The 24,557-nt window shown below is 57.4% G+C and carries 23 protein-coding genes and 1 pseudogene; 10 read left to right on the top strand and 14 right to left on the bottom strand.

Going from position 1 to position 24,557, the window contains the following annotated elements:
- Nucleotides 1–726 precede the first annotated feature (726 nt).
- Nucleotides 727–2,340, bottom strand: a complete 1,614-nt coding sequence (locus ACP86_RS20065; protein ID WP_053115229.1) for a methyl-accepting chemotaxis protein — start codon at nucleotides 2,338–2,340, stop codon at nucleotides 727–729.
- 295 nt (nucleotides 2,341–2,635) lie between these two features.
- Here ACP86_RS20065 and ACP86_RS20060 point away from each other — a divergent pair, with 295 nt between their 5' ends.
- Nucleotides 2,636–4,450 carry a phosphodiesterase gene (locus ACP86_RS20060; RefSeq protein WP_075267739.1) on the top strand — a complete coding sequence of 605 codons (1,815 nt, stop codon included), beginning with the start codon at nucleotides 2,636–2,638 and terminating at the stop codon, nucleotides 4,448–4,450.
- Nucleotides 4,423–4,935 (top strand): IS66-like element accessory protein TnpA, encoded by a 513-nt coding sequence (gene tnpA / locus ACP86_RS23755; protein WP_082220599.1) that lies wholly within the window; start codon nucleotides 4,423–4,425, stop codon nucleotides 4,933–4,935. Before ACP86_RS20060 ends, tnpA (ACP86_RS23755) begins: the two co-directional genes overlap by 28 nt.
- Nucleotides 4,936–5,001: 66 nt before the next feature.
- Here the strand turns inward: tnpA (ACP86_RS23755) and tnpB are convergent, their stop codons facing one another.
- Both tnpB and tnpA (ACP86_RS23750) read right to left on the bottom strand, forming a co-directional pair.
- On the bottom strand, nucleotides 5,002–5,337 hold the full coding sequence (tnpB, locus tag ACP86_RS20050) for an IS66 family insertion sequence element accessory protein TnpB (RefSeq protein ID WP_053115228.1): 336 nt from the start codon (nucleotides 5,335–5,337) through the stop codon (nucleotides 5,002–5,004).
- Nucleotides 5,334–5,654, bottom strand: a pseudogene (gene tnpA, locus ACP86_RS23750) (IS66-like element accessory protein TnpA); the annotation flags it as partial. The pseudogene tnpA (ACP86_RS23750) and the gene tnpB, both read right to left, overlap by 4 nt.
- A 145-nt stretch (nucleotides 5,655–5,799) precedes the next feature.
- Here tnpA (ACP86_RS23750) and ACP86_RS20045 point away from each other — a divergent pair.
- The 3 genes from ACP86_RS20045 (at nucleotide 5,800) to ACP86_RS20035 (ending at nucleotide 9,789) form a co-directional block, all read left to right on the top strand.
- Nucleotides 5,800–6,837: an IS110 family transposase gene (locus tag ACP86_RS20045; RefSeq protein WP_053115227.1), complete on the top strand. Its 1,038-nt coding sequence runs from the start codon at nucleotides 5,800–5,802 to the stop codon at nucleotides 6,835–6,837.
- A gap of 657 nt (nucleotides 6,838–7,494) precedes the next feature.
- Nucleotides 7,495–8,232: a reverse transcriptase domain-containing protein gene (locus ACP86_RS20040; protein WP_200905079.1), complete on the top strand. Its 738-nt coding sequence runs from the start codon at nucleotides 7,495–7,497 to the stop codon at nucleotides 8,230–8,232.
- 717 nt (nucleotides 8,233–8,949) lie between these two features.
- A complete protein-coding gene (locus ACP86_RS20035; protein ID WP_053115225.1) occupies nucleotides 8,950–9,789 on the top strand; it encodes a universal stress protein in 840 nt (279 codons plus the stop codon).
- A 145-nt stretch (nucleotides 9,790–9,934) separates the two neighbouring features.
- On the opposite strand, the gene ACP86_RS23560 is transcribed toward ACP86_RS20035, so the two are convergent.
- The 4 genes from ACP86_RS23560 to ACP86_RS20015 all read right to left on the bottom strand — a co-directional run bounded on the left by ACP86_RS23560 (nucleotide 9,935) and on the right by ACP86_RS20015 (nucleotide 12,700).
- Nucleotides 9,935–10,153 carry a MipA/OmpV family protein gene (locus ACP86_RS23560; protein WP_053115224.1) on the bottom strand — a complete coding sequence of 73 codons (219 nt, stop codon included), beginning with the start codon at nucleotides 10,151–10,153 and terminating at the stop codon, nucleotides 9,935–9,937.
- A 113-nt stretch (nucleotides 10,154–10,266) separates the two neighbouring features.
- Entirely contained in the window at nucleotides 10,267–11,079 is an 813-nt protein-coding gene (locus ACP86_RS20025; RefSeq protein ID WP_053115223.1) for an SDR family NAD(P)-dependent oxidoreductase, read from the bottom strand.
- Nucleotides 11,076–12,062: an aldo/keto reductase gene (locus ACP86_RS20020; protein WP_053115222.1), complete on the bottom strand. Its 987-nt coding sequence runs from the start codon at nucleotides 12,060–12,062 to the stop codon at nucleotides 11,076–11,078. The genes ACP86_RS20025 and ACP86_RS20020 overlap by 4 nt, the downstream gene beginning before the upstream one ends.
- Before the next feature lie 203 nt (nucleotides 12,063–12,265).
- Nucleotides 12,266–12,700, bottom strand: coding sequence for a universal stress protein (locus ACP86_RS20015; RefSeq protein WP_053115221.1), 435 nt, complete (start codon nucleotides 12,698–12,700; stop codon nucleotides 12,266–12,268).
- A gap of 148 nt (nucleotides 12,701–12,848) precedes the next feature.
- On the opposite strand from ACP86_RS20015, the gene slyA reads away from it, so the two are divergent.
- From slyA to ACP86_RS19990, 5 genes are all read left to right on the top strand, one after another.
- On the top strand, nucleotides 12,849–13,322 hold the full coding sequence (gene slyA / locus ACP86_RS20010) for a transcriptional regulator SlyA (RefSeq protein ID WP_053115220.1): 474 nt from the start codon (nucleotides 12,849–12,851) through the stop codon (nucleotides 13,320–13,322).
- Nucleotides 13,323–13,332: 10 nt separating this feature from the next.
- Nucleotides 13,333–14,523: an HlyD family secretion protein gene (locus ACP86_RS20005; RefSeq protein WP_053115219.1), complete on the top strand. Its 1,191-nt coding sequence runs from the start codon at nucleotides 13,333–13,335 to the stop codon at nucleotides 14,521–14,523.
- Entirely contained in the window at nucleotides 14,516–16,147 is a 1,632-nt protein-coding gene (locus tag ACP86_RS20000; protein WP_053115218.1) for a DHA2 family efflux MFS transporter permease subunit, read from the top strand. The genes ACP86_RS20005 and ACP86_RS20000 overlap by 8 nt, the downstream gene beginning before the upstream one ends.
- A 217-nt stretch (nucleotides 16,148–16,364) precedes the next feature.
- The gene (locus tag ACP86_RS19995; protein ID WP_053115217.1) at nucleotides 16,365–16,760 is read left to right on the top strand and encodes an ectoine synthase; all 396 of its coding nucleotides are present in this window, start codon (nucleotides 16,365–16,367) and stop codon (nucleotides 16,758–16,760) included.
- 665 nt (nucleotides 16,761–17,425) lie between these two features.
- Nucleotides 17,426–18,817 carry a diguanylate cyclase domain-containing protein gene (locus ACP86_RS19990; RefSeq protein ID WP_141201823.1) on the top strand — a complete coding sequence of 464 codons (1,392 nt, stop codon included), beginning with the start codon at nucleotides 17,426–17,428 and terminating at the stop codon, nucleotides 18,815–18,817.
- 282 nt (nucleotides 18,818–19,099) lie between these two features.
- On the opposite strand, the gene ACP86_RS22320 is transcribed toward ACP86_RS19990, so the two are convergent.
- From ACP86_RS22320 to ACP86_RS19955, 7 genes are all read right to left on the bottom strand, one after another.
- Nucleotides 19,100–19,249: an ATP-binding protein gene (locus tag ACP86_RS22320; RefSeq protein ID WP_286854697.1), complete on the bottom strand. Its 150-nt coding sequence runs from the start codon at nucleotides 19,247–19,249 to the stop codon at nucleotides 19,100–19,102.
- A gap of 171 nt (nucleotides 19,250–19,420) precedes the next feature.
- Nucleotides 19,421–19,861: a hypothetical protein gene (locus ACP86_RS19980; protein ID WP_053115214.1), complete on the bottom strand. Its 441-nt coding sequence runs from the start codon at nucleotides 19,859–19,861 to the stop codon at nucleotides 19,421–19,423.
- Nucleotides 19,862–19,940: 79 nt separating this feature from the next.
- A complete protein-coding gene (locus ACP86_RS19975; RefSeq protein WP_041336904.1) occupies nucleotides 19,941–20,243 on the bottom strand; it encodes a DUF1778 domain-containing protein in 303 nt (100 codons plus the stop codon).
- An 851-nt stretch (nucleotides 20,244–21,094) separates the two neighbouring features.
- Nucleotides 21,095–21,709, bottom strand: a complete 615-nt coding sequence (locus ACP86_RS19970; RefSeq protein WP_158499472.1) for a MipA/OmpV family protein — start codon at nucleotides 21,707–21,709, stop codon at nucleotides 21,095–21,097.
- 139 nt (nucleotides 21,710–21,848) lie between these two features.
- Complete coding sequence (locus tag ACP86_RS19965) at nucleotides 21,849–22,940, bottom strand: aldo/keto reductase (RefSeq protein ID WP_053115212.1); 1,092 nt, start codon at nucleotides 22,938–22,940, stop codon at nucleotides 21,849–21,851.
- Nucleotides 22,941–23,024: 84 nt separating this feature from the next.
- Nucleotides 23,025–23,831, bottom strand: a complete 807-nt coding sequence (locus ACP86_RS19960; RefSeq protein WP_053115211.1) for a dienelactone hydrolase family protein — start codon at nucleotides 23,829–23,831, stop codon at nucleotides 23,025–23,027.
- A 144-nt stretch (nucleotides 23,832–23,975) separates the two neighbouring features.
- Nucleotides 23,976–24,542, bottom strand: coding sequence for a TetR/AcrR family transcriptional regulator (locus tag ACP86_RS19955; RefSeq protein ID WP_008170337.1), 567 nt, complete (start codon nucleotides 24,540–24,542; stop codon nucleotides 23,976–23,978).
- Nucleotides 24,543–24,557 lie beyond the last annotated feature (15 nt).

Genomic DNA, 24,557 nt, shown 5'->3' with positions numbered 1-24,557 from the left:
AATTGTGACAAGCGCGGGTGGTGCCAAGTCTCTCCCTGGCGCGTCACACCACTTGGCAGGTGTCGCGTTTGCCTGGCATCCGTGCCGGCGTTGAGTCCCGGTCGTCCTGACCAACTGACTCGGCCCCAACCCTATCATTGTCAATGCAGGATTCGTGTGAGATATACCTTAGAGCTGCGTAGGATCCTGAATTGGGCGTGGCGGCGACTGTCTGACCAGGGATGAGGAGGATTAACAATCAACCCGTTTCGCAAGATAGGCTCTACCGACCTTCCTTGTATCGAGTCTAATCTACCGACATACTCCTGAAGTCGTTAAGTGCGAAAGACTCAGAAACAACATTTAAACAATGGATCAGCCAACTGGTCATGCCGCTATAGCGTGGTCGGAAATTGACACAACAAATTATCCTGTAGGTCGCAAAGCGGACATTCAGATTGGAAGATCACCCTCGATGCTTAGCGGCCGGTTTGGAGGTCCGTTAGGGGCAGGGCCGAAATTTTCCAATTCTGGACGGATCTGAAACGGGGTCAGGGTCAGAATTCAAGAGCTGGCGGGCCAAAAACCTCGACGAGTGGCCGGTTTATAACCGTCCCCAGTAACGCGGTAGAACTCCATATTTGCACAGTGGCGATGTCACAATTCCGTGACGGCGAAACGTTTGTCGATTGCTGAAAAGTACTAAGAAGTGCGGGAGCAGATCCGGCTTTGATGGCTCTACATACTTCAATCAACAGTTATCCGGAAACGGCCGGTGAGATCACTCATCAAGTGCGCTTTCTGCTTCAAACCCAAACTTATCTCTCGGCTACCAGCCACATGTTGGCTGACTGTCGCCGCATGGGCATCAAGCGCCACAAACCGCTCACCCACACGTTCAATTGCCTCACGTTGCAGCGAGAGCGCCTCATTAATTGTGACACTCCGCCCCTCCAGATCCGAAAACCAGTGGTTCATCGAGACAAGATGACCTTTAAGATCGTCAAGAGTCTGCCGGTTATCATCACCGGCCTCCATCATTTCAGCTATCAAGTATTCAACACCCTGCACGCCCTTAACCAGATCAGCTACCCATTGCCGTGTTTCATGAGTGGAATCGGCAGTGCGTTTCGAAAGTGTTCGAACCTCATCAGCAACAACGGCAAACCCGCGTCCATATTCGCCCGCCCTTGCTGCCTCGATTGCTGCATTAAGGGCCAGCAAATTCGTTTGCTCAGCTATGTCAGCAATTACCCCGATCACCTTCTCGATTTTCGAGGCCGATTCCGTCAGCTCTTGTATCGCCCCGGAGACCCGACCAATGACCTCTACAGTGCGCTCTACCGCCGTATCACTTTTTATTAAGCTGGACTGAATGTCCGAATTTGCCGTCACGGCCGCCTGAACAGCTTCAGTGGATTCACGAGTCGATGCCTCAATGGTGGAAGCCTGATCTGCCATCGCCTTCATTGAGTCTGTCACATCTTGAATCTGATGCTGTGTCGTTTGAGATGCTGACTCCAGTTCTCCCGCCTGGATACCGAGGCGATCAGATCCCTCGTTGATACTTTTTGAAGCTTCCCTTATTTCTTTGATGAACCCTTCAAACCGACCGACCAGCCGAATCAGAGCTGCAGCAACTCCTGCGACTTCGTCAGACCCGGCCAGACCCGGCGGATTGGCCAAATCCGAACACTCATCCATTCTCTGGATATCCCGCTCGATCCGCTGCAGCCTCACAATGACTGTTTGCCTCAGCCAGAGCGTCATCAGAACAATGACCGCCAAAAAGGCAACAGATCCGATAATCAGCGAAACCTGTTGGCGGTCGAGATACCCCAGTAGCTCATCAGATTCCTCAGCGATATGAGTGCGACTTCCCTCCTTGCGATCGTTGATGCTCTCAAGCAATGGCGACAGAGCAGCAAATAGTGAAAAGTCCACCGTTTTACCTGCCTGATAGTAACTCTTCTCCTCGATTCCTTCCGCGAGTTCTTCTAGGTATACAACCACCGCTTCGTGGATACTTTGGTTATCTTTTGCCCAGGCACTCAGCTGTGCACTTCGCTGAATCGCGCTCCACTTAGCAGGAATAGACTCTGCAAGTGACTCGTATTCTTCGTTGATCTCACCCCACAGCAGTAACTGACCTTTGATTTTGAAAGAAAGGTCCTGCACAAGCCGCAGGTCCTGCTCCAGATCATCCAGTAACCAGGCTTCATGCATGCGATTCTGGATCAAATCTTTTGCGGCGTTTTCCGCCTTTCCAATAATTGACCAGGACAACAATGCAAGTGCCAAGAGCGCAAGGACCGAAAAAAATGAAAAGAACAGGATTCTACTTCGAACGGTTTTGAGCATGACGCCACCACATATTAATGATGGCTATAAGGCTGCAGATCGATTGTGACATTCTTGTTACTTGAGCCACATAACACTCTGATTTAATAAATTAATTTACAAAAAATAACATCGATTAGCACACGACTTCAGCATCACTGAAATATTTCGGTAATGTTTAGCGAGGAGTATGTGAATTGCATGAAGATACTTGGCACAACCGGATATGAGCCATTCGAATCAGTAGGTTTGGGATCTGCGACGGAGCGACAAAATTTGGTTTCCCGAAGCCGCACTCACATCCAGGAGTGACCTAATGCAGGACTGCCTCAGTCAAGAACTGAATCGCTTGTTGTTGACAGAAGACATTACGACACTTCTACAACCAATCGTAAACATTAATAGAAAATGTGTGTTTGGTTTTGAGGCACTGAGCCGCGGACCTTCGGACAGCCCCTTGCACACGGCCCCAATGCTGTTTGAAACAGCAGAACGCTGCGGCCAGACGCTAGAACTGGAAACGCTCTGTCTTCGCACCGCTGCACGCCATTGGTCCGGTCATGGCACTCCGCTGAAACTTTTCGTCAATATCAGTCCGGCCAAACTGATGCCTCCAGAATTCAACCCGACGCAACTGCAGGAGCTTTTGTTGGCGAACGGGCTGAAGGCATCAGACATCGTTATCGAACTCTCTGAACGCTACCCCACTGCCGATCCTTCAGAGCTTTTGAAGACACTGGTATGGCTGAAAGCAGAGGGCTTTCTCATTGCTATCGACGATCTTGGAAGTGGATATTCCGGATTAAAACTATGGTCCGAGCTGAAGCCGGACTTTGTGAAAATTGACCGGCACTTCATCCGTGATATTCAGGACGACCTCATCAAGCGCGAGTTTCTGCGGTCCGTTGTAGATTTGGCAGACCGATTGGGCTGCAAATTAATCGCAGAAGGGGTCGAAACGGAAGCAGAATTCCGGGTTGTCTCGGAGCTTGGCATTGCACTGGTTCAAGGTTTCCTTTTCGGTCGACCAAAACCGATAGCTACAGCCTACCTCGACTCGCTGAACGATCATGCGGCCCTTGCGTCCAAGCCACCCCGGAGAGAAAAGGAAATAGCAGGGCTCTTGTGTCGGTACATCGAACCCGTCACTTCGGAATCGACACTGCGAGATGCATGGGAGCGGCTCCAGAGTGAGCCTGACGTGTTCGCTTTGCCGGTGGTGGATAACGGCAGGCCGCTTGGCCTGATCCATAAGTGGAGGATTATGGAAACTTTCAGCACGCCTTACGGCCGGTCGCTTTATGAGCGGCTCCCAGTTTCCAATAGACACAGTGCAGATGCATTGGTTGTGGATTACGAGGTGCCACTAAACGAAGTGAGCGAAAGGCTGATTAATGACGATGCGCACTATCTCAAACAGCATTTCATTGTTGTCAAGAATGGAAAGTACGCCGGCCTGGGAGCCACGCGCTCGCTGCTCAAACACATCACCGAACAAAAGATCGAAAACGCACGCTACTCAAATCCACTGACCTTCCTGCCAGGCAATGTTCCCATACAACAGACTTTGGTTGCCCGAACGGAAGAAATGCGCGCCTTTTCACTAATTTATTTCGATATCAACATGTTCAAACCTTTGAACGATGTCCTCGGCTACCGGGTTGGTGACCAGGTAATAGTTTTGCTGGCTGAGCTTTTGAAAGAGGTATTCCATGCCAGTGATGACTTTGTCGGGCACATAGGTGGGGACGATTTTGTCGTCATCAGCTCTTCGTCCTCAGCTAATTATAATGCTGGTACCGTACAGTCACTATTCGCCGAACGAAGCCGGCGCTTTTACAGCGATTGCATACTGAAAAGCGGGTTTATTGAATCCGAAGACCGAAACGGCCAGCCCTGCCGTTTTCCACTGGTATCTCTGTCAGCGGGCACTGTAGAGGTAGGCCCCGACGAGAAGGTGACGGCCGATCAAATTTCAGAACTCGCCAGCTTCGCCAAGACAAGGGCCAAAGCCTCACCGAACTTCCGTTTTGTGGTTTTTTCAAGGGCCCGATCCGGTGAGCGATCGAAAGGATCGCAAGACTCAGATGGGTCGTGTGTGTCATGCGTATTGGGGGAAGTGCAGAATTAAGCGTAAACAAACCCTACCAACGCCGTCGCCGGTTTTCTCGGGAATTCAAAGCTCAGATTGTTGCCCAGTGCCAGGAACCCGGTGCTTCGGTTTCCCGGATCTCATTGGATAACGGTCTCTACGCCAACATGGTCCGGCGCTGGATGAAGGACGCGCAGCAAGCGGATAAAACACCAGCAACGCCAGGATTTGTTCCGGTTAATCTGCCTGTGGCAACTGCTTTATCGGGCAACCCATCGGTCTCGGACAAGCGTAGTACCATCCGCATCGAGTTGTTCACTGCGCCTGGCGTACTTGTGACGCTTGAGGATGGCTACTTCGTGGGTCAGCTTCTCGATGATGGCGTTGCTGCGCACCAACTCTCGCTCCTTCAGGCCCAAGACTTGATCCTTGGCGTCCAGAGAGTCCATCAGTTCCGTCGCCAGGGCACGGAGCTGATCGGCAGAGAGTTGGTTGATGTCGGGGCGCTGAGTCACGCCCCCTAGTATGCCAAGTCCCTGTGCGGCAAGCGATTCGCGGTTCTGGCTATAGCGGTACTGCGGCACTTGTGGTTACAGGATGGAGATGACGCCTTCCGCGCCAATGCGCTGCCAGGGCAGGCCCTGAACCCGCGCTGATAGCTGTTCCTCGGTCAAGCGCAGCTGGTCACCGCGCCAGGTTTCACCCCAGTGGAATTTGCCCCGGTTCAGCCGGCGGGCACACAGCCAGATACCCAGACCATCGTGGATCAGCACCTTCATCCGGTTGCCCAGTTTGTTGGCGAACAGGTAGGCGCAATGGGGTCTGGCTGAACCGAACACCTGAATAACCCGGGCCAGGGCCTTGTCGGGCCCCGCCCGCATATCCAGCGGCTCAGTAGCCAGCCAGATCTCGTCGATGCGAATCATCCCAGTAGATCCCGCAACAGGGCAGCACATTGATGCGCCTGCTCCGCAGGCCACTCAACCACAACCGCACCGCCGGTGCGGGGAATCTCGATGCGGATGGTGTTACGTTTATGGTTGGCCCGCGCTGAGGTTGCCGCTGGCAGATTAACAGGTACGAACCCAGGTGTTGTCGCTGGTGCTTTAGATCTTCGCCGTGCTTCGCTGATCCAGCGCCGGACCATGTTGGCGTTGAGACCGTTATCCAGGGAAATTCGGGAAACGGAGACGCCGGGCTCCAGGCACTGCGCGACAATTCCAGCTTTGAATTCCCGGGAAAACCGGCGACGGCGCTAGTAGGGTTTGGTTACGCTTAAGTCGTTCATGTTAAGTGATGAGATGGACGCCTCCCCTCCCGAATCGGCGTCAATTGCGCCAGACTTGAGTGTGTGAAGTCCAAGTCGAAGGATAAAGGAGGCGTCCACCATGGATATTAAGATTCTTGGGATTGATCTGGCAAAGAATGTCTTTCAGCTCTGCGCACTTAGTCCGCATGGCAAGGTGCTGTTCAACCGAGCGGTGAAGCGACCCCGGCTGCTCGACGAGATGCGGCAATTGCCGCCAACCCTCATCGCGATGGAGGTCTGTGGCGGTGCTCACTACTGGGGGCGGCTGTTCCAGGCCCTCGGGCATCAGGTCAGGCTGATCCCGCCGCAGCACGTGAAGCCCTTCGTCCGGGTGAACAAGAATGACGCCGGCGATGCGCTGGCGATCTGTGAAGCGGCGACCCGCCCCGGGATCCATTTTGTTCCTGTAAAGCCCCTGGCTCAGCAGGATCTGATGCTGCTGCATACGGAGCGCCAGCGCTATGTCCAGCAACGCACCGCCATCGGTAACCAGATCCGCGGGCTGGCCAGTGAGTATGGTGTCATTTTTCCGATTGGCCTGAGCGCTTTGCGTTCCGCCTTGCCCGGCGCCCTGGAAGACGCCGAGAATGGATTATCCCCTGTCGCGCGCCAGTGCCTCGCCAGGCTCTATGACGAACTCAAGCATTGGGACCATCTAATTCGTCAAGTGACCCGGGAGCTCAATGCCTTGGCAAGACAACAGCCGGCCTGGCTAGCACTGCAGGCGATCCCAGGTGTGGGTCCGCTGGTCGCCTCGGCCTTGATTGGGCGCATCGGCAACGGACACCAATTCCGCACCGGGCGCCAGTGCGAGGCCTGGATTGGCTTGGTACCGCGACAGCGTAGTAGCGGTGGGCACCAGCAGCTCTTGGGAATCACCAAGAATGGCGACCGCTACCTCCGCACCCAGCTTATCCACGGAGCGCGAGCGATCACTACCGGTTGCGGCCGTTGGGGCTGGGATCACCCATTGGCACGCTGGGTCAACCAGCTCCGGGAACGGCGCGGCTTTAACAAGGCTGTCGTGGCACTGGCAAACAAACTGGCCAGACTGGCTTGGGCGGTCTTGTCCAAAGGAGAGGCGTTCGATATGAGAAAGGCGTTTGCAACACCCTGAAATGCAGTGCTCACCCTGTGAGTTTGCAGTACCCGATGAAGCAACCGGTCATCCGTCCTTGCCAGAACCTGAAAGTGGACAAGCGTTGACTCAAACCGCTTAAGTGTCTAGGTGACAAGGCACGGAACTCATCGAGGCGCGGCGGCTAAAGCCGCCATCAAGACGCCGGATATATGTCCGCGAACCACCGCTTCATCACAAGCTACCCGTTGACTACGGGGAGACGTCCATAAATGTCCACTAGAAAATAAGTGGACACTATCCTGACGGCGGCAGCGCCTGGCTCAAGATGGGATTACCGGCCGCTTAGTACGCCAGGAAAAGCTGGCAAAAGATAGTGGGTGAAAGTCCCGCACGGGGTAAGGCCTAGCCAGCTGCCCCGGCCCCGAGTCATGCGCACCCGATCGCGAGGTCGCGTGTGAAGTGTTGACAGGGGAAACCATGGGCTCGGTATTGAGCTGCGAAACCCAATTCTGGAGAGCGGATGTTGTTAAGCGAAACAGAACGCAACAATCATCTCAGCGCGATGGCAAGCTGTGGTGGCACTCCACGCAGTCGTAGACCCGGTGCACGTGGCGACGTCTTTTGTACGGAACCTGGGAGGTCTCACCCACCCCGGCATAGCCGAGGCGACTTACCGAAGGGTAACACCGCAGGATGAGTATGAACGTGGGTGAGAAGTCGGATCCGGTCGTAGTACCTGAGAAGATCTCGAGCAACGGTGCGAAGGTACCTGCGGAGAGATTGGAGGAAAGGACCGGACCCAAGGGAAACGGTCAGCGAGCCGCCGCAGTCTGGACTCAGAGCCAGGTCGCTGCGTCGCCCGGTTTGCTGACCGTGCGCCAGGCGGCGCAACGGAAGAAAGAAACTCGCTTCTCTGCGTTGCTACATCATGTTGATATTCCGCTGTTACACCAAAGCTACTTTGCGCTCAAGCGCAGATCGGCCGCTGGTATAGACGGAGTGACATGGGAATCGTATGGGAGCGAGCTAGACGCGAGGTTAGAGAATCTCAACCGCCGTATCCACAAGGGGAGCTACCGAGCCAGACCCGCAAGGCGGGTTTACATTCCGAAGGCGGATGGTTCGACAAGGCCTCTTGGCATCCAGTGCCTGGAAGACAAAATTGTTCAACAGGCAGTGGTGTTCGTCCTGAATGCGATCTACGAGCCGGACTTTATGGGGTTCTCCTATGGTTTTCGGCCGGGTCGAGGACAACACGACGCACTGGATGCGGTACAGGCGGGACTTTATAGGAAGAAGATCAACTGGGTCCTGGACGCAGACATCCGTAAATTCTTCGACAGCATGTCGCATGAATGGATGATGCGATTCCTGGAGCACCGCATCGCGGACAAGCGCAATAGAGGGTTGGCAGACAAACGTGAAAAATAGCCCAAAAACACTCTCAACCTATTGAACTACTGGTTTTTTGGTCACCCAACCCCAGAGTTCATGCCATTCTGGCCGATAAGCGGAACTTGGCCTTGTTGTCAGCCCCGCAGACTCTACTAAACTGGGGACTGACCATAGCGAATGCGGATTGCTTGGAAGACGCCGCGCCGAAGACCCGGCTGGTGTCGAGTGAAGATGCTACGGCGTTGTGGAGCGCTTGGCGCCAGCTTTTTTAAGCCGGTTGCCGGTCACGCAGCAAGGGTGTCCACCAGGGCGACAATACGCTGAAGGCCTCCTGTCTCTGAAGAAGTGAGGAGTTACCTGTCTCACTGGAAGGAGAGGTTCCTTAGCTGGCCTCGGAATCCGCGTGATGTTGCATATTGATCTGGTGCAAACCTGGCTAATGTGTAACTGACGCTTGTCTATATGATTAGCTTGCGATTTACTGTTACTGAATCATCAATAGCAGGACAGTGACATGGCCCCGCACTCCCCTCGAGATCAGTTTCCTCTCACCAATGCCCGGTTAGCAAGGCGCCGGCCCAGTGAGCGTGATCGGCGCGCCAGGCTGCTTTATCTTACCAATGCCGGTGAGCGCTTTATGAGCGGGCGAATGTGTTGCGGGACGAGATGCTGAAAGGCCTCGAAGATGAGGACCTGGAAGTCGCCCTGCGTGTTTTTGAGCAGGTTATGGAAAACGCGACCAGGAGGTGAAGCATGCTACCTAAGGATATCGTTGTCTTTCTTGAAGAGGCTCGACCCTATGACCGACGACTGGCGATCGCCGCTGACATCGCCGCGTGCTGGAATGCCTGTCTGATAGCGGTGTTTGTGGCAACGCCACTGAGAGCGACGCCTCATGCGCACGCTGTGGCCGGCTCTGCCATGCGCGCCTTGCTCGAACAGCATCGCGTGCGTGTTCGGGACGCAGAGGCTCAGGTCAGGGAGCGCTTTGAGGCAATGGTTCGCGCAAGGGGCATTAGCGCAGAGTGGCGCTTGTCCGAGAGCGAGTTAGCGGAGGAATTAATGCTACACGCGCGCTATGCAGGGCTGGCGTTGGTCCCTCCCTTCGAAAGCTCCCCCGAACCTTCCATGACGGTCAGGATGGCCGAGCATGTTATCTTCGGCTCGGGACGCCCGACTATACTCATTCCTGACGACTGGGCGGCCGGACGGATTGGACGACGTGTCGTTGTCGGCTGGAACGCTAGCCGGGAGGCAACACGAGCGGTCGGCGATGCATTACCCTTTCTGGCCCAGGCCGAAGCAGTGAAGGTGGTTTGTGTCTGCGATGAACCGGATGGCGAGCTAGAGTGTAGAGAGGATTTCGGCGCGGACCTATGTCGCCACCTCGCGCGATATGGCGTACAGGTAACACTGGAACAAGTCGACGGTGGTAAGGTCGGCCCGATGCTACTCGAACAGGCGCGGGCGTTCAATGCCGACATGCTGGTGATGGGCGCCTATGGCCATACGCGGCTCACCCGACTGGTGCTCGGTAGCGCTACTCGAACAGTACTCTGTCAAGCGTCAATCCCTGTGCTGGTGTCGCGTTGACCATAAACGAACGCGCTGGCGGGCTATTGACGGAGCCCTTCGGATGCGCGATGACTGGAGGGCTTGATCGTGGCGGGCAATTGGCTCAGGCAGCCAGGACCCAGTGGCCCAGCTCCAGAGACCCTGACTGGTTCAGTTATCGTGGTCAGAACCGGTAGTTGATCAGTGCGCCACCGAAGGCCTGAGTGGCGCTGCCAATGTCCTCCACAATAGGGCTGTCTTTGGCATCGCCGGTGAGGTAGGTCATACCGACAATGCCGGTCAGCGACCATGAAGGGCTCATCCGACATCTGATTGAACTGACTCGAAGCAAGCCACTGGCTCGGGCGGTCAGGGCTACTTGTGTCAACGCCAGGGCCAGCATATTCGCTGCCCGCCCGGGACCCGATTTACCCCGCCAAGCACCCGCAAGTGCGCCTCGAGACCACAAAACAAGAGGTCGAGTCCGCGCATCGTCCGCTTCCCCGAGCCACGTCGTCAGGCGATGGCCCAGCCGGCGTCATCCATTGCCGCCCTGGCGGCCTCGGCTCCCGATAGCTCTCCCCTCCACCGGGAGGCGTCGAGGCGTCGTCCCGTCACCCCGTCCGACGCGTCCGAGGCAAGCCAGAGAAGCGGCGGGACAATGATCGCGGGATCGAGCAAGCCGGTTCGCACCTCTTGCGGGAGACCGTCCGGGATCATGCCTGTCGCCGTCGCGCCGCCGGGGAGAAGACCGTTCACCGTGACCCCGGTGCCGTCTAAGTCCTGCGCCCAGATGATCGTCTCGGATTCCAGCGCCGCCTTGGATGGGCCGTAGGGCGAGAAGCCGCGCCGCCGCATGGTGGCGTGATTCATCGTGATATTGACGATGCGTCCGCGACCGGCGGCGATCATCAGCTGGGCTGCCGCCCGCGCCATCAGGAACGGCCCGTTCACGTTCGTGTCGATCACCATGCGCCAGACGTCCGGGTCGGTCTCCCAGAACCGGGTCGGCTCGGTCAGGAAGCGATCGCTGACATACTTCATCCCGCGACCGGCGTTGTTCACAAGCATGTCGAGCCGCCCGAAGCGGTCACGCGCCATTGCGACGACGCGGGCGCAGTCTTCTTCGCGCGTGACATCGGCGAGTATCGGAACAACCCGGTCGTTCCCGACGTCGCGGGCCACGGCCTCGATTTCGGTCGCCTGGCGCGATGCAGTCGTGATGACCCGCGCCCCCGCCGCCACGAGGTCCAGCACCATCGCGCGGCCCAACCCGCGGCCACCGCCGGTGACGATCGCGACCTGGCCCTCGAGTCGCTCGCCGCTCATCGGTTCAGCGCCTGCATCTGGGGTGCGGCATAGCGCGCGCCTGCGGCCGCGCCGGACGGCAGAATGCTGTCGATCCGGGCAAGATCCTCGGCCGTGATCCGCAGGTCGAGCGCCCCCACATTCTCCTCCAGTCGGCTGCGCTTCTTGGTGCCGGGGATGGGCACGATGTCCTCGCCCTGCGCTAGCAGCCAAGCCAGCGCGAGCTGGGACGGCATGCAGCCCTTCTCCTGCGCCATCGCCTCGATCTCCTGCACCAGATCGAGGTTCTTCTGGAAGTTCTCGCCCTGGAAGCGCGGCGAGCTGCGGCGGTAGTCGTCCTCGGCGAGATCCTCAATGCGGCGGATCTGCCCGGTGAGGAAGCCGCGTCCGAGCGGGCTGTAGGGGACATAGCCGATGCCCAGCTCGCGTACCGTCGGCAGGATCTCGTCCTCCGGCTCGCGGCTCCAGAGCGAATATTCGGTCTGGAGCGCGGTGATCGGGTGGACGGCGTGCGCGCGCCGGATGGTTTCCGGCGCGGCCTCCGACAGGCCGAGGTAGCGGACCTTGCCGGCCTTGACGAGCTCGGCCATGGCGCCCACCGTTTCCTCGATCGGCGTGTTCGGGTCCACCCGGTGCTGGTAATAGAGATCGATATGGTCCACCCCGAGCCGCTTCAGCGATGCATCGCAAGCCTGGCGCACATATTCCGCGTCGCCGCGAATGCCGAGAAATTCGCCGTTCTTGCCGCGGACGTTCCCGAACTTGGTCGCCAGCACGACCTTGTCGCGGCGGTCGGCGATTGCCTTGCCGATCAGAACTTCGTTGGTGAATGGGCCATACATGTCGGCGGTATCGAGGAATGTGACGCCAAGATCAAGCGCGCGGTGGATGGTCGCGACCGCCTCGGCCTCGTCGCGACCGCTATAGAATTCCGACATTCCCATGCAGCCTAGGCCGAGGGCAGAAACCTCGAGCCCCTGCGAACCGAGCTTGCGCGTCTGCATCTGTGTCTCCTTTTCCTTTGTGTGTCGCGTACAATGACCGCTTGGCCAAAGATGTTCCTCTGCCGGGGCACGCTTATCAGACAGCGATTTGCGCCGGGCATGACGCCATTCTAACCCCCGTGGCGGCCTCGCTTTCAAGGGCTTTCTCCTCGGCCTAACCGGCGAAGACCTTGATGAAGGCCCTGCGACATATTCCTTGACAACTACCGGTCCGCGACGGCCACCAGCAGGCTGCATGGCGCGTGGGCGAGCAGCGAAGCACCGACGGAGCCGTGCCACCACCGGGCCAGCGCGCTCTGTTCGCGGTGACCGACCACGACCAGATCCGCGCCGACCTCGTGCGCCATTCGACCGATCTCCTCGGCGGGGTTGCCCGCGGCGAGGCGCGTGTCGACGGAAAGCCCCGCCCGCCGCAGCGATTCCGCGCCCTCCGTCAGCACCCGGCGCACTTCCTGATATTCTCGCTCCGGCAGGTCTGAGGGGGCCGCCGCTTCAGCGAGCGCGACACCCAGTTCATGGGCGACGACGGCGAGGAGATAGACACGAGCCTGGCAAAGCGAAGCCAGCTCGGCCCCCTGATCCAGCGCCTCACGGCCTTGCCGGCTGCCGTCATAGGCCAGGAGGATCGTCCGGTACATCGTGGTGCTCCTTTGTGTGATCGGGATGGATCGCCTTTCCCGGTCCTCTGCTCTAGACAGTGCAGCCTTCGGGTGCTACATCCCTCGCTATTTGATACATAGCTATCTATTGATTATAGTACAGCTACCTAATGATGCAGGCAATGAGATGACGAAGCCCCTCGACGATAAAGAACAATTCGGCCTTCGCCTCGGGCTGGTCGCCCGGCTGTGGCGCGCCGAAATCGACCGGCGGCTGGCCACCTTTGGCCTCACCGAGTCCCGCTGGTTGACCCTGTTACATCTCTCTCGCCTGCCCCAGGCGGCAACCCAGCGTGAATTGGCCGAGGCGGTCGGGGTGCGGGGGCCGACCCTGGTACGCACGCTGGACCGGCTGGAAGCCGAGGGGCTGATCGAACGCCGGACAGAAGCTAGCGACCGCCGCACCAAATCGGTTCACCTGCGCGCGGAGGCCGCCCCTGTTCTGGAACGCATCGAAGCAACCGCAGCGGCGGTGCGCGCGCAAATCTTCTCCGACCTATCCCAAGCCGAGGTAACGACTTGCCTGAAGGTCTTGGAGCAGATCGCCGGCAAGCTGGGCGGCACGCCAAGGGCGATGCGGCTTGCGGACGAAGACCGATGAGGGGTAGGCCGTGGACCAGCATGTGACCCATCTCGAACGCCAGGGCGACGATCCGGAAACCGATCTGCGCACAGTCCCCGACAAGGAGACGGAGGCTGGGTCAGAGGCGGTTTCACCTCCTGTCCGCACCCGGCCATGGCGACGGTATGGCGCGATTCTGGCGGCGCTGATCGTTCTCGGAGGAGGCGGCTGGTGGTTGTATCAGCAGTTCACCCATGTCTTTGTGACGGACGCCCGTGTCGCCGCGGACATTGTTGCCATGAGCAGCCGGGTTCCCGGTTGGGTGACGGCGCTCGAAGTGACCGAGGGGGATGCCGCGCAGAGAGGCAGGGTTTTGATGCGGATCGACGACCGGGAAAGCCGCCTCCGCGTCGAGGAGCTTGCCGCGCAACTCGCCGGGATTGCCCGCCGCCGCGAGGAAATCGAAGCGCGCATCGCTCTCACCGACCGTCAGACGCAAAGTCGTATTACCGCCAAACAGGCAGCGGTGAGGGCTGCGGAGGCCGCGTTGGCAGGAGCGACGGCGCAACGCGATCTTGCCAGGCAGGACAATGACCGGGCGGAGAAGCTGGCGCCGAGCGGCGCCATCAACCGTGCGCGCCTGGACCAGACGCGGGCGGCGCTGGAGACGGCAAAACAACAGGCGTTCAGTGCCCAGGCGGACTTGGAAAATGCCCGCGCCGCCCTTGCCGAGGCTGAAGCCGCGCGCGGGGAAGTCACGGTGCTCCACACCCAGCTCGCCGAACTCGGCCCGGAGGAACAGCGGCTGCATGCACAAAAGTCCCGGGCGGCGCTCGACCTCGAAGACCGCACCCTCGTCATGCCATTCGACGGCGTTGTGGACCGGGTCTTCGTGGACAAGGGCGAATACGTCACCCCCGGCCAGCGTTTGCTAATGGTGCATGACCCGCAGCGGGTGCGCGTCGAGGCGAACGTCAAAGAGACCGACATCCGATTCTTCCGGCCGGGAAAGACCGTGACGATCACTGTCGATGCCCTGCCAGGTCGGCGCTTCGAGGGCACGGTCACGCGCGTCGGGCAGGCCGCCACCAGCGAGTTCGCCCTGCTGCCCAACCCCAACCCGAGCGGCAATTTCACCAAGATCACCCAGCGCCTGCCAGTGCGCATCGCGGTGCAGCAGGACGGCGGCGAACTCAAGCCGGGTATGATGGTGGAGCTGGAGGCGAGAGCCGATGACTAGCGCGCCCCGGCCGGACAGTATCGAGGGGCTATTCGCCCGCTTCGGCCCGTCCTATCGCTGGCTGGTCACGGCGACGGTCATGATGGGCACGATCGCCACTATCCTGACCGCCACCATCGTCAATGTAGCCCTGCCGGATATCATGGGCGCTTTCGGCATGGGCCAGGACAAGGCGCAACTTCTCTCCACCGGCTTCCTCGCCGCAATGACCGGGACCATGCTGCTGAATGCCTGGATGGTCGAGACCCTCGGCCAGCGCGCGACCTTTATGCTGGCGCTAACAGTCTTTATCGCCGCCTCCGCCATGGGCGGGCTCGCCCCCGCCGAGGGCGTGCTGATCCTGGCCCGCGTCCTGCAAGGCGGCGCGGCCGGCATCCTCCAGCCGCTCGCCATGCAGACGATCTTCCTGGTCTTCCCGCCGGAGAAACGCGGGTCGGCCATGGGAATTTACGGCATTGGTGTGGTGCTGGCCCCGGCGCTCGGCCCTACGCTGGGCGGCATCATGGTCGACAGCTTTAGTTGGCGGTATGTGTTCTTCATGGCCGTGCCGTTCTGCCTCATCGGCCTGTTCCTGGCCACGATCTTCATGCCGGGGCGCGCAGCCTCCGGTCCGCCGCACCGGTTTGACTGGATCGGCTTCGGACTGATGACCGTGTTCCTCGTGACCTTGCTCAACGGCCTGTCGAATGGACAACGTGACGGATGGTTCTCCGATTCCATCCTGCGCGACTTCGCCGTCGCCCTTGTCTCGGGCATAGGCTTCATCGTCTGGGAGCTGCGCACACCCGCGCCCATGCTCAATCTCAAGCTCTTCACGAACCGGGTCTATGCCGGCGCGTCCGTGGTGGCCTTCATTTTCGGGGCGGGAATCTACGGTTCGACCTTCTTGATTCCGCTGTTCGTGCAGACGATCCAGGGCTACACGCCGACGCGCTCGGGCCTGCTGCTGATGCCGGCGGGTCTGATTCTGGCCCTGGTCTTCCCCATTGCGGGGCGGCTGACCGACAAGACGCCCGCCTATGCCACGGTCATGGTCGGTCTGGCGGTCTTCGCATTGTCATCGTTCCTGATGACCGGCGTGGATACCAATACCTCGTTCTGGCTGTTCGCCTGGTGGATCATGCTGGGGCGTATCGGCCTTGGTTTCATTATGCCGAGCCTGAACGCCGGCGCCCTCAAGGCGCTACCCATGACGCTACTCGGTCAGGGCTCCGGCGCAATCAACTTCGTGCGCCAACTCGGCGGGGCGTTTGGCGTCAACCTTCTTTCCATCGCTCTGGAACGGCGGTCTCAGCTCTACGTAGACAGCTTCACGGCCGCGCAGCATGCAGGCAACAGCGCGACGGCCGATATGCTGCGCGAAGTAACCGGCTTGCTTGCACAGGCTGGCGTGCCGGAAGCGATACGCCAGGCCGGGGCGATGAACTATCTTGGCCGCGTGATCTACAGCCAGGGCAACATGCTGGGGTACCGGGACAGCTTCTTTATCGTCGGCGCGATCTTCCTGGCCGCCCTTGTTCCGGCGCTGATGATGCGCCGGAGGTCCACGCCTCCGGCGCTGCAGGCAAGTGAGGCCATGCGTCACCCGCCATCGTCGCAGAACGCGATCCAGCAGAGTCGGTGACGCACGTGTCTAGGGCCACCTCACGAGACGGAAAATATCGCACGCTAAGCCTCTCGCGGCGTTCGGAGCGGCCACACCGGGCAATGACAGCCGGGAAGCGCTAGAGGGGTATGACCAGTGGCGGGAGGAAAGGGCCGCTTGAACTATATAGATGCCTAATGTTTATACTATAAGGCGTTTTAGCCCGATTCTGGCCAACCAACCATGAGATACGCCCATGAAAATCGTTAAAGTTCAGGACATCATTGGTACCGAGCGTGAAGTCAGCGACAAGCAGTGGACCAGCCGCCGTCTGCTGCTCAAGAAGGACGGAATGGGATTTTCCTTCCACGAAACCATCATCAAGGCAGGCTCCGAGCACACTTTCTGGTACAAGCACCACCTGGAAGCCGTTTACTGCGTTGCCGGTAACGGGCGCATCAAGGACCTCGCCACGGGTGAAGTTCACGAGATTACCGACGGTACCCTCTACGCCCTGGACAACCATGACAAGCACACTCTGTACGGTGGTACCGAGGACATGCGCCTGATCTGCGCCTTCAACCCGCCGGTGACCGGCCAGGAAGTCCATGACGAGGACGGCGCCTACCTGGCGGACACCAGCGATAACTGATCCGCCCTGATAGGGCGGCTGATCTGACCGCTGGCACACCGCCAGCGCGCCTGCTGCCGGTGGCGGTGTTGCTTTGGCTGGCACGCCCTTATCAGCGAGCCCCGATCTTGGTGGCGCCACCACTGGCACGTTTGTCCGGCCTGCGCCTGGGCACTGGTACATAATGAGATGGGCTATGACCACAGCATGGCTGCGGCTAGCATGTGAAGGCGCTAACGGAAGCACACAAGTACGTTAAACAGAGTTTCCACAGAGGTAGCCACCACCGCAATAGAGGAGGGGGTCCATACACGTCCAATAATTTCACATTGTGACATGGGCCCGTGCAAGCTTCTGTAAAGCGCGTTTTCAAAAATGAAGGGATCTCAACGGCGGAAGTAACCACCTGGAGATTAGTGGCAGACGATCAATAAGCCATTGGTTTACCGAGCGAACTAACCAAAGCGCTCAGTGCGTCTCTTCAAACTGACTTTCCGCTGTAGATCAGGGGCGTGGTTGTTGTATCGGGGCTTTCTTAACCTGCAATTTATGAACGCATTTCATCTCTGCGGCCAAAAGCGGGATATGATGACTTCAGGCTTTTTAGTGAGGTCAAAATGTACACTTTATTATGATCGGGTTGATCATCGGAGCAAATCCCTTGCTCCGACATACTGGTGTCCATCTTGCAATACTACAGCGAAAACTCCGTCAGTGATGACGTTGATATAACTCCCCACGTCACCGGCGAAACTTCAGAGTGTTTGGGGCGGCTGCTCATTGGTGACGATGAGCCGCGGTTGCTTAACAGTTTATGCTCGATATTGCGTGACAAGGGGTTCGAGGTTGACGGTGCCGAGGATGGCGACGCCGTCTGCCAGCGATTACGAGAGAATGCCTATGATCTGGTTTTGTTGGATATCCGCATGCCTGGAAAGAGCGGTTTAGAGATCATGGCCTGGTTGAAAGAAACGGGCGTTGACGCTCCGGTCATCATTATCAGCGGGCATTCCGACTATCGCATCGTCAGGCAAGCATTCAAGCTGGGTGCCTGCGATTATCTAAGAAAGCCCTACGATGTAGATGAATTAATTCGGGCTGTCGGCGGCACGGTTTTGGAACGAAGGCAGGCCCGTTCTAAGGCGACTACGGGTTGGTCTAACCCCCTAACGGGCGAGTTTTGCAAGCACACACTTGATCATCTTCCGGATCTGGTTTTTTCACTGGATGAGCGCAAGTGCATCAACTATCTGAATCATCACTCCGAGAGCCTCTTGGGATTATCGGCGGAGGAGCTGATTGGCCAACCGTTTTCTCAGCTCGTTCATGAGGGTGACATCGCTAAGCTTCCACTGTTATTTGGTAAGAACGAGGTGGGAGAGTCAGTAACCCAAGAGATCAAGCTTAAAACATACCATGGAGGGATCGGTTACCTGGACTGTGACATTACAGTTGTCTCTCCGCTTAAGGCTAACACCGCGCTAACTTATGCAAAGCCCCCTCCAGCGAGGCCCCCTTTTTTGGGCATTGTGCGGGACATCACGGAGCACAAACGGACATTGGCATTGATGGAGTTTCGTGCCTCTCACGATACACTGACCGGCCTGCCAAATACGAGCCTGTTTATGGACCGGCTTACCTTGGCTGTCAGTCAGGCGAGCCGAAATGCGCAGAAGCTTGCCGTGCTTTTTATCGACCTGAACGATTTCAAAGCGGTAAATGATACATACGGGCATGGGGTTGGCGATCAGCTGTTGCAAAAAGTCGCCGCCGGTCTGACACATTGTCTGCGAGAGGGGGATACCCTTGCCCGCTATGGTGGTGATGAATTTACGGTCCTGTTGCCCTCTCTTAACGAAAAAAAGGACGCCGCAACGGTCGCACGCAAACTTCTGAACTCACTCGAAACCCCTTTTCAGCTTGAGGGCACCGACCTTTGTGTCTCTATCGGAACCAGCATCGGGATTGCAATGTACCCTGAAGACGGGGCTGGGGCGGAAACGCTGGTAGAGCGGGCAGACATGGCCATGTATGCCGTGAAACAGAGGAAAAAAAACGACTTTTATTTTTACAGCTAGGCATGATGGACGACGAAAGACCGGGCAACACGTCGCCCTAAACCCGTCATCCAAACCACTCGGGCTCCCCCAATGAAAAACACCTGAGACGTGAGCCACAATAGCCTTTAAAACATAGTCTGGAGGAATTTCAAGAAACGGGACATCTTAATTTTGTGTCGGGATCACGAGTGATCTGCCCCTTTTCGTCAACAGGCCGTGTCTTTTCGAATGCATTAAGATGTCAATGGCCATTTATTTTGACCCACCTTTGGCCAATAAAATTGACCCACCTTTCATAGTCTAGCTTGTAGATTTCTGCTTCGGTCGATAGCTTTCCCCTCCCAGTATAAAGATGTGTGAATGGTGGATAACCCGGTCAATGATCGGCACCACCACGTTGTCGTCGTGGAAGAACTCGCCCCAACTGGTGAAGTCCTTGTTGGTGGTCAGGATGATGGACCGGTATTCGTAAAGGCTGTTGATCAGCTGGAACAGCCAGAAACAAATGATGACCGCGGCCTGCCACCAATCGTTTTCATACGAATGTAAACCCTTAAGTCTGAGGAAATGGAAATAGTCGTATCAGAGCACCGATACAGCTATTTGAAGCCAGTATCATCCTCAAGATGGAGGATCAATCAGCTGACCAATTGTGCCCATAGGTAAGTAGAGAGACTGTAGCTCTCCGAATTGCCTTCCCATTGGCAGGAAACCGTAACGCCTAAAAAAGCGGTCACTTTCCTGGGTAAGCGGATCCGTTACTACCGCTATTCCCATGCCACTGTACTGAACAATCCGGTACGCCTCTTCCAGAGCTTCAAGAAGAATCGTTTCACCGAGTCGGCGCTCTGAGCTGTGTAGCCTGCTATCAACACCTAACCACGCCAGCTTGATCACTGGAATGGGATAGGCAGGATACCGACTACGAGTCTCCTGATCTGGTAGCTCGTCACGCACCACGGTGGCGCTGGTCAGGGTGAAATAACCCAGAACCGGAGCCGGCAACACACTGGCGGGCTCATCGTCCACCAACACCCAGGTACGATTAATTTTCTTGGCCATCTGATTGCGTGCTTCGCGCCAAAGGAACTCATTTACCCGTTCCAGTCCACAATCAAACGATTTCCTGTCATGGGACTTCTTATCTAATGGTTCCAACCTCAAGGTCACCGTTTTCTATCCTTTTGTTACGGCGACGTTTCGCGCTCAGCAAAGCCTCGTTCGGCGCTGGAGCTGCCTCGCAGGCTGCTACAAAAGCATCAAACGACTGACTATTCAGCCGATACACTTCGGCTTCCTCGATCACGCGAGCCGACTTCTCTCGGATGGCTTGAATGACAAACTCCGACAGACTGTGACTCCCGGTCAGAGCTGAAGCGCGCGCCGCCAATTCTTTGATCGCTGGATCAATTCTTAAATCCAGCCGCGCGCTTGTCTTTGACATGCGGTATCCCTCTTTCAACGGGCCGGCCAATCGACCAAACCCTCTGTTTTAGTGTTTTCCGTTTTTACTGTTTTACTGGCTGGCAACTTAAAATGTCATACCGTACGGCAAATCACCGTACCTAAACTATCGGCTAATCAAAACCGGATGTCAATTGGAAGCTCGACCAAGCTTCACTCAAACCTTATTGCTCAATGACGTTGCAAAAACAGTTGTTTTCGCAACACTCAGAAAAAAGCCGGTTAAGTTGCCGGAAATTCACTATCAGATGTTGCGAAACCCTATTGCACAACATAGAAGCAAAAACCATGTTGCTAAAGGTGGACCAGCCCCAGAGGCTATGCCCGAGTCAGTACAACTGACCAGAATCCAGAACTTCAGGTTGAGGGTCTTGGGTATTGAGCGTTAACAGAAACGGCTTCGCCACTGGGTTACTCCAGAACTTGTTTTGCCCATTTGAGCTTTCCGCTGAACGTCGCCAGTAATTTCGCTTGCCCCTTGAGCGTCAGTTCACTGAAAGCTCTCACAAACGCTTGCTTTTCACGAGCCGCATGGCTCGCTCCGGCGTGCTCAAGCGCAACTCATAATTTTGCGGCGAACGTTTTTTTCATCAATGGACCGCCCCGTACAACTTGGCCGGGTCCTGAATCTTGTTTTGAGCCTTGGTGAAGATCTGCCCAAGCATTCCGGTCTGCCTGCCCAATTCACGCAATAGCTCAACATACAACACTTCGAGCTCAGCCCCCTTCTTACGGGTGAGCGACTGCCAGCTGTACTACTCCGGGACCGCCACATCGCGACTGTAGGGCGGCTTGCTGTACTCATCCGCCATTTTCAGGAAAATCAGGTAGCTAAGTGGCTCCAGGTAGTCCCCCTAGCCCACGCCATCGTCTCGGAGAGTTGTACAGAAACTCCCTAAGGCTGCCGGTCAAACCAAAACGAAAGTAGCCATCAGGGCTGTAGGTACTCAGGCCAGACCGGACACTTTCGCTCGGGGAAATACCAAACATGTCTTCGGTCCAGTCTTCACTGCTGTATGTCAGGCTTGGTCCGAAGGAAGCGGACCATTTCTCACTGAGTTGATCGCGCCATTGCGCCTTGAACGCCAATTGATAACCATTTACGTCGCCGGTAAAGGGTGTCTGTGCGGTGGCGCTGTAGGACCAGGCATTATCAGCGCAGGCAATGCGTAGACCGGCAATGGCGCCGCCATCAACCTTTTCCAGTAATTGAAGATCATTATCATTGTCACGCCCTGCTGTATAGCCAATGAAGGGTGAGACCCGCCAATTGCTTTGGCGAATAGCATTCCAGCCCATCGCGAACGTTAAATTAAAATAGAAACGATCGCCATAGCTCAGCCTCAGTATCGGCAAGGCCCGGGTTTCGTAGTCATCACTGCCCAGGTAATCAGAAGCATAGAGCGCACCGGCCCAGAGACTGGTTTCCCATTCTTCGCCTGCCACGCTTGGCGCTGCAACAGCCAGCAAATACAATGCAGCGATCAGTGGGCATGCGCTTCTGCGTTTTACAATATATTCATGCTCTCCTCCCCCGGTAGCCGCACCAGAGCGGCGCGGCTACCCGTGATATCAATTGGCGACATCATTCTCCCGGCTTTACCGGATCCCGGTACCCCGCCATCATCTTCATCATCCAGCCAGGGTACTCCTCGGGCAGGCGGCTGACTCCATCCAGGGCTACCAGTTCATCGTCGGACAAGCGGATTTGGGCCGCGCGGATATTGTCCCTGAGCTGCTCGGGCCGCTTGGCGCCAACGATGATGCTGGTCACAGGCTTCTGGTGTAGCAGCCATGACAGGGCAATCTGTGCCACATTGACCGGTTCGCCGTCGATCTGCTTGCCATCGGCAACCTCCCGCATAACCTTGATGACTTCGCTGCCCCGCTCGCGGTTGACGGGCGGAAAGTCAAACTTGGCGCGCCGGTTTTCTTCGGAAACGTCCGGCCCCTCGTATTTACCGGACAGGTAACCCCCGGCCAGTGGGCTCCACACCATCAGACCGACGTTCTCAGATTCCAGCATCGGAATAATATCCCGCTCCAGGTCGCGACCTACGAGGGTGTAGTAGGCTTGCATGGATATGATCGGGCACAGGTTGCGGGCCCGGGTGATGCCGATGGCTTTCATCACTTGCCAGGCGGCCCAGTTGGACAGGCCCACGTAACGCACATGGCCTTGCTGCACCAGGGTGTTCAGTGCCTCCAGGGTTTCCTCGATCGGCGTGGCCGGGTCAAAACCGTGGATCTGGTACAGGTCAATATAATCCGTTTGCAGGCGCGCCAGGCTCGCCTTGCATTCGCTCATTATATGGCCGCGGGAAGCACCACGGGCATTGGGGCCAGCCCCCATAGGGCCAAGCACCTTGGTCGCCAGCACCACATCTTCGCGGCGAACGCCGAGATTCTTCAGGGACTGGCCGACGATGCGCTCACTGGCGCCGAAACCATAGATGTTGGCGGTATCGATAAAGTTGATCCCCGCCTCCAGGGCGATCTTCACGAGTTCGTCGGCCTGTTCCTGCTGCAACTGGCCGATCAGGCCCCAGATGTCCTCATCGCCGCCGAAGGTCATGGTGCCCAGGCACAGTTCGGATACGAACAGTCCCGAGTTGCCCAGCGACTTATAGTCTGGACGATTGTCTCCATCGAACAGTGGTAAACTCTCAGTTGCCATGTTGCACCTCATCATGCTTTTCGGTTGGTGTTCCAGAATTCACTGTAAATACTGCCGGTTTCGGTTTGTTTGCACTCGCTTGTGTTACTGGGTGAAGATGGCCTTGTAGAAACGCATGGTGCCATCCCAGGAACGGCTGGCAGCCTCTTCGTCATAACCAACCGGCATACCAAACTTTTCGGCGATCTTGTCGGCGCCCGGGTTGGTGAATGAGTGCAGCACGCCGGGGAAGCTCACCAGTGTAAGGTCGACTTCGGCATCCTGCATCTCCTTGACCAGGCCCGCGACCTGATCCGAGGGGACCAGCTTGTCGGCACCGCCGGTGTACACCTGGATCCTGGCTTTCACGGACCCGGGTTCAGCCGTGAGGGGGCTGCCGAGCGCGCCGTGGAAGCTGACAACGCCGTCCAGATCGACGCCCATGCGCGCCATGTTGAGAACGACGGCACCGCCAAAGCAGTAACCCTGTGCAGCAATGCGGGACGCATCAACACTTTCGTGGTTCTTCAGGATGTCCATCGCCTTCATGAAGCGCGCCTTGACCTGGCTCATGTCCCGGGTGGCTTCCTGCATGAACTTCTGGGCGGTATCGGGATGGTCGGCTTGTTTGCCAGAGCCATACATATCCAGCGCAAACGCCGTATAGCCGGCTGAAGCAAGCCGTTCTGCCTGATTCCGGGCAAATTCATTGTGCCCCCACCATTCATGGACCACCAGAACGCCCGGACGCTTTTGCCCGAATTCATCATCCCAGGCCATGTAGCCGGTGAAGGTCTCGTCGCCGACTTGATACCCGATGGTTCTGGTTTGCGTTTCTGCCAGTACCTGCGTACTTGCAACAGTGAGTGACAGCGTGGCTGCTGCCAGTGCTGTTTTCAGGGTGCTCATCATCTGTTTGCTCCTTTTCGCTCGTTATGAGTCAATTTGCGTAGCGATTATGTACGGGTAGACATCGACCAAAGCTCACAGGAAATGTCGCCGGGTGAGCGAACACGAATTTAATCGCTCGCTCAAAGCGCGATTCCTGTCCCGTCGTTACTGGCAGCGGGCGCGCAGCAGTCGCGTTGCGGCATCAAACACGGCGAGGTCTTCTTCGGTGCGCGCGGCAAGGTGGGCCCCTTCCAGCATCGCCAGGGTCGCCTGCGCTTCATCGGCGGGACCCAGGATGGCCGAGACGGATCCATCCCTTTGTCCCAGTTCAAACGTTGCCGTAATCCACTGCAGAACCATTGCGCGAACGGCGCCGACTCTGGCAATGACGGTGTCGGACAGGCTTTCGCGGCAGGTCGAAAAGGCAACGCACAGACACACGGTCTGGCCATCATGCAACGCCCCGCGGTACAGGGCAATGAGTGCCTTGAGGCGCGCGCCGGCGCTGGCATGGGCTGCGTCTATCTCGGTCAGACCCTGCTGCAGACTGGTCTGATAGCGCTCGATCAAGGCTTCGGAGAGCTTCGCCTTGGTGGGGAAATGATAATGGATCGAGGCCTTTCGAATGCCGATGGCCTCGGCCAGATCCGCGTAGCTGAACCCGTCAAAGCCCCGTGACCGGACGGTGTGCTCGGCAAGATCCATCAGGGCTGTTCTGGTATCACGGTTCATGGTTATTCACCTGTC

It is taken from the genome of Marinobacter sp. CP1 (genome assembly GCF_001266795.1).
In the GTDB taxonomy this organism is placed as follows: domain Bacteria; phylum Pseudomonadota; class Gammaproteobacteria; order Pseudomonadales; family Oleiphilaceae; genus Marinobacter; species Marinobacter flavimaris.
This window is presented reverse-complemented; position numbering and strand designations above follow the sequence as displayed.

Bases quoted from the DNA above. Each gene is read 5' to 3' on its own strand.
- tnpB (WP_053115228.1), bottom strand. From the start codon at position 5,337: ATGATTCGCATCGACGAGATCTGGCTGGCTACTGAGCCGCTGGATATG.
- ACP86_RS20060 (WP_075267739.1), top strand. From the start codon at position 2,636: ATGCAGGACTGCCTCAGTCAAGAACTGAATCGCTTGTTGTTGACAGAA.
- ACP86_RS20020 (WP_053115222.1), bottom strand. From the start codon at position 12,062: ATGCAGACGCGCAAGCTCGGTTCGCAGGGGCTCGAGGTTTCTGCCCTC.
- ACP86_RS20015 (WP_053115221.1), bottom strand. From the start codon at position 12,700: ATGTACCGGACGATCCTCCTGGCCTATGACGGCAGCCGGCAAGGCCGT.
- ACP86_RS19975 (WP_041336904.1), bottom strand. From the start codon at position 20,243: ATGTCAAAGACAAGCGCGCGGCTGGATTTAAGAATTGATCCAGCGATC.
- ACP86_RS20000 (WP_053115218.1), top strand. From the start codon at position 14,516: ATGACTAGCGCGCCCCGGCCGGACAGTATCGAGGGGCTATTCGCCCGC.
- ACP86_RS19965 (WP_053115212.1), bottom strand. From the start codon at position 22,940: ATGGCAACTGAGAGTTTACCACTGTTCGATGGAGACAATCGTCCAGAC.
- ACP86_RS20025 (WP_053115223.1), bottom strand. From the start codon at position 11,079: ATGAGCGGCGAGCGACTCGAGGGCCAGGTCGCGATCGTCACCGGCGGT.
- ACP86_RS19980 (WP_053115214.1), bottom strand. From the start codon at position 19,861: ATGGCCAAGAAAATTAATCGTACCTGGGTGTTGGTGGACGATGAGCCC.
- ACP86_RS20040 (WP_200905079.1), top strand. From the start codon at position 7,495: ATGAGTATGAACGTGGGTGAGAAGTCGGATCCGGTCGTAGTACCTGAG.
- ACP86_RS19955 (WP_008170337.1), bottom strand. From the start codon at position 24,542: ATGAACCGTGATACCAGAACAGCCCTGATGGATCTTGCCGAGCACACC.
- slyA (WP_053115220.1), top strand. From the start codon at position 12,849: ATGACGAAGCCCCTCGACGATAAAGAACAATTCGGCCTTCGCCTCGGG.
- ACP86_RS19960 (WP_053115211.1), bottom strand. From the start codon at position 23,831: ATGATGAGCACCCTGAAAACAGCACTGGCAGCAGCCACGCTGTCACTC.
- ACP86_RS20045 (WP_053115227.1), top strand. From the start codon at position 5,800: ATGGATATTAAGATTCTTGGGATTGATCTGGCAAAGAATGTCTTTCAG.
- ACP86_RS20065 (WP_053115229.1), bottom strand. From the start codon at position 2,340: ATGCTCAAAACCGTTCGAAGTAGAATCCTGTTCTTTTCATTTTTTTCG.
- ACP86_RS20035 (WP_053115225.1), top strand. From the start codon at position 8,950: ATGCTACCTAAGGATATCGTTGTCTTTCTTGAAGAGGCTCGACCCTAT.
- ACP86_RS19995 (WP_053115217.1), top strand. From the start codon at position 16,365: ATGAAAATCGTTAAAGTTCAGGACATCATTGGTACCGAGCGTGAAGTC.
- tnpA (WP_082220599.1), top strand. From the start codon at position 4,423: ATGCGTATTGGGGGAAGTGCAGAATTAAGCGTAAACAAACCCTACCAA.
- ACP86_RS23560 (WP_053115224.1), bottom strand. From the start codon at position 10,153: ATGCTGGCCCTGGCGTTGACACAAGTAGCCCTGACCGCCCGAGCCAGT.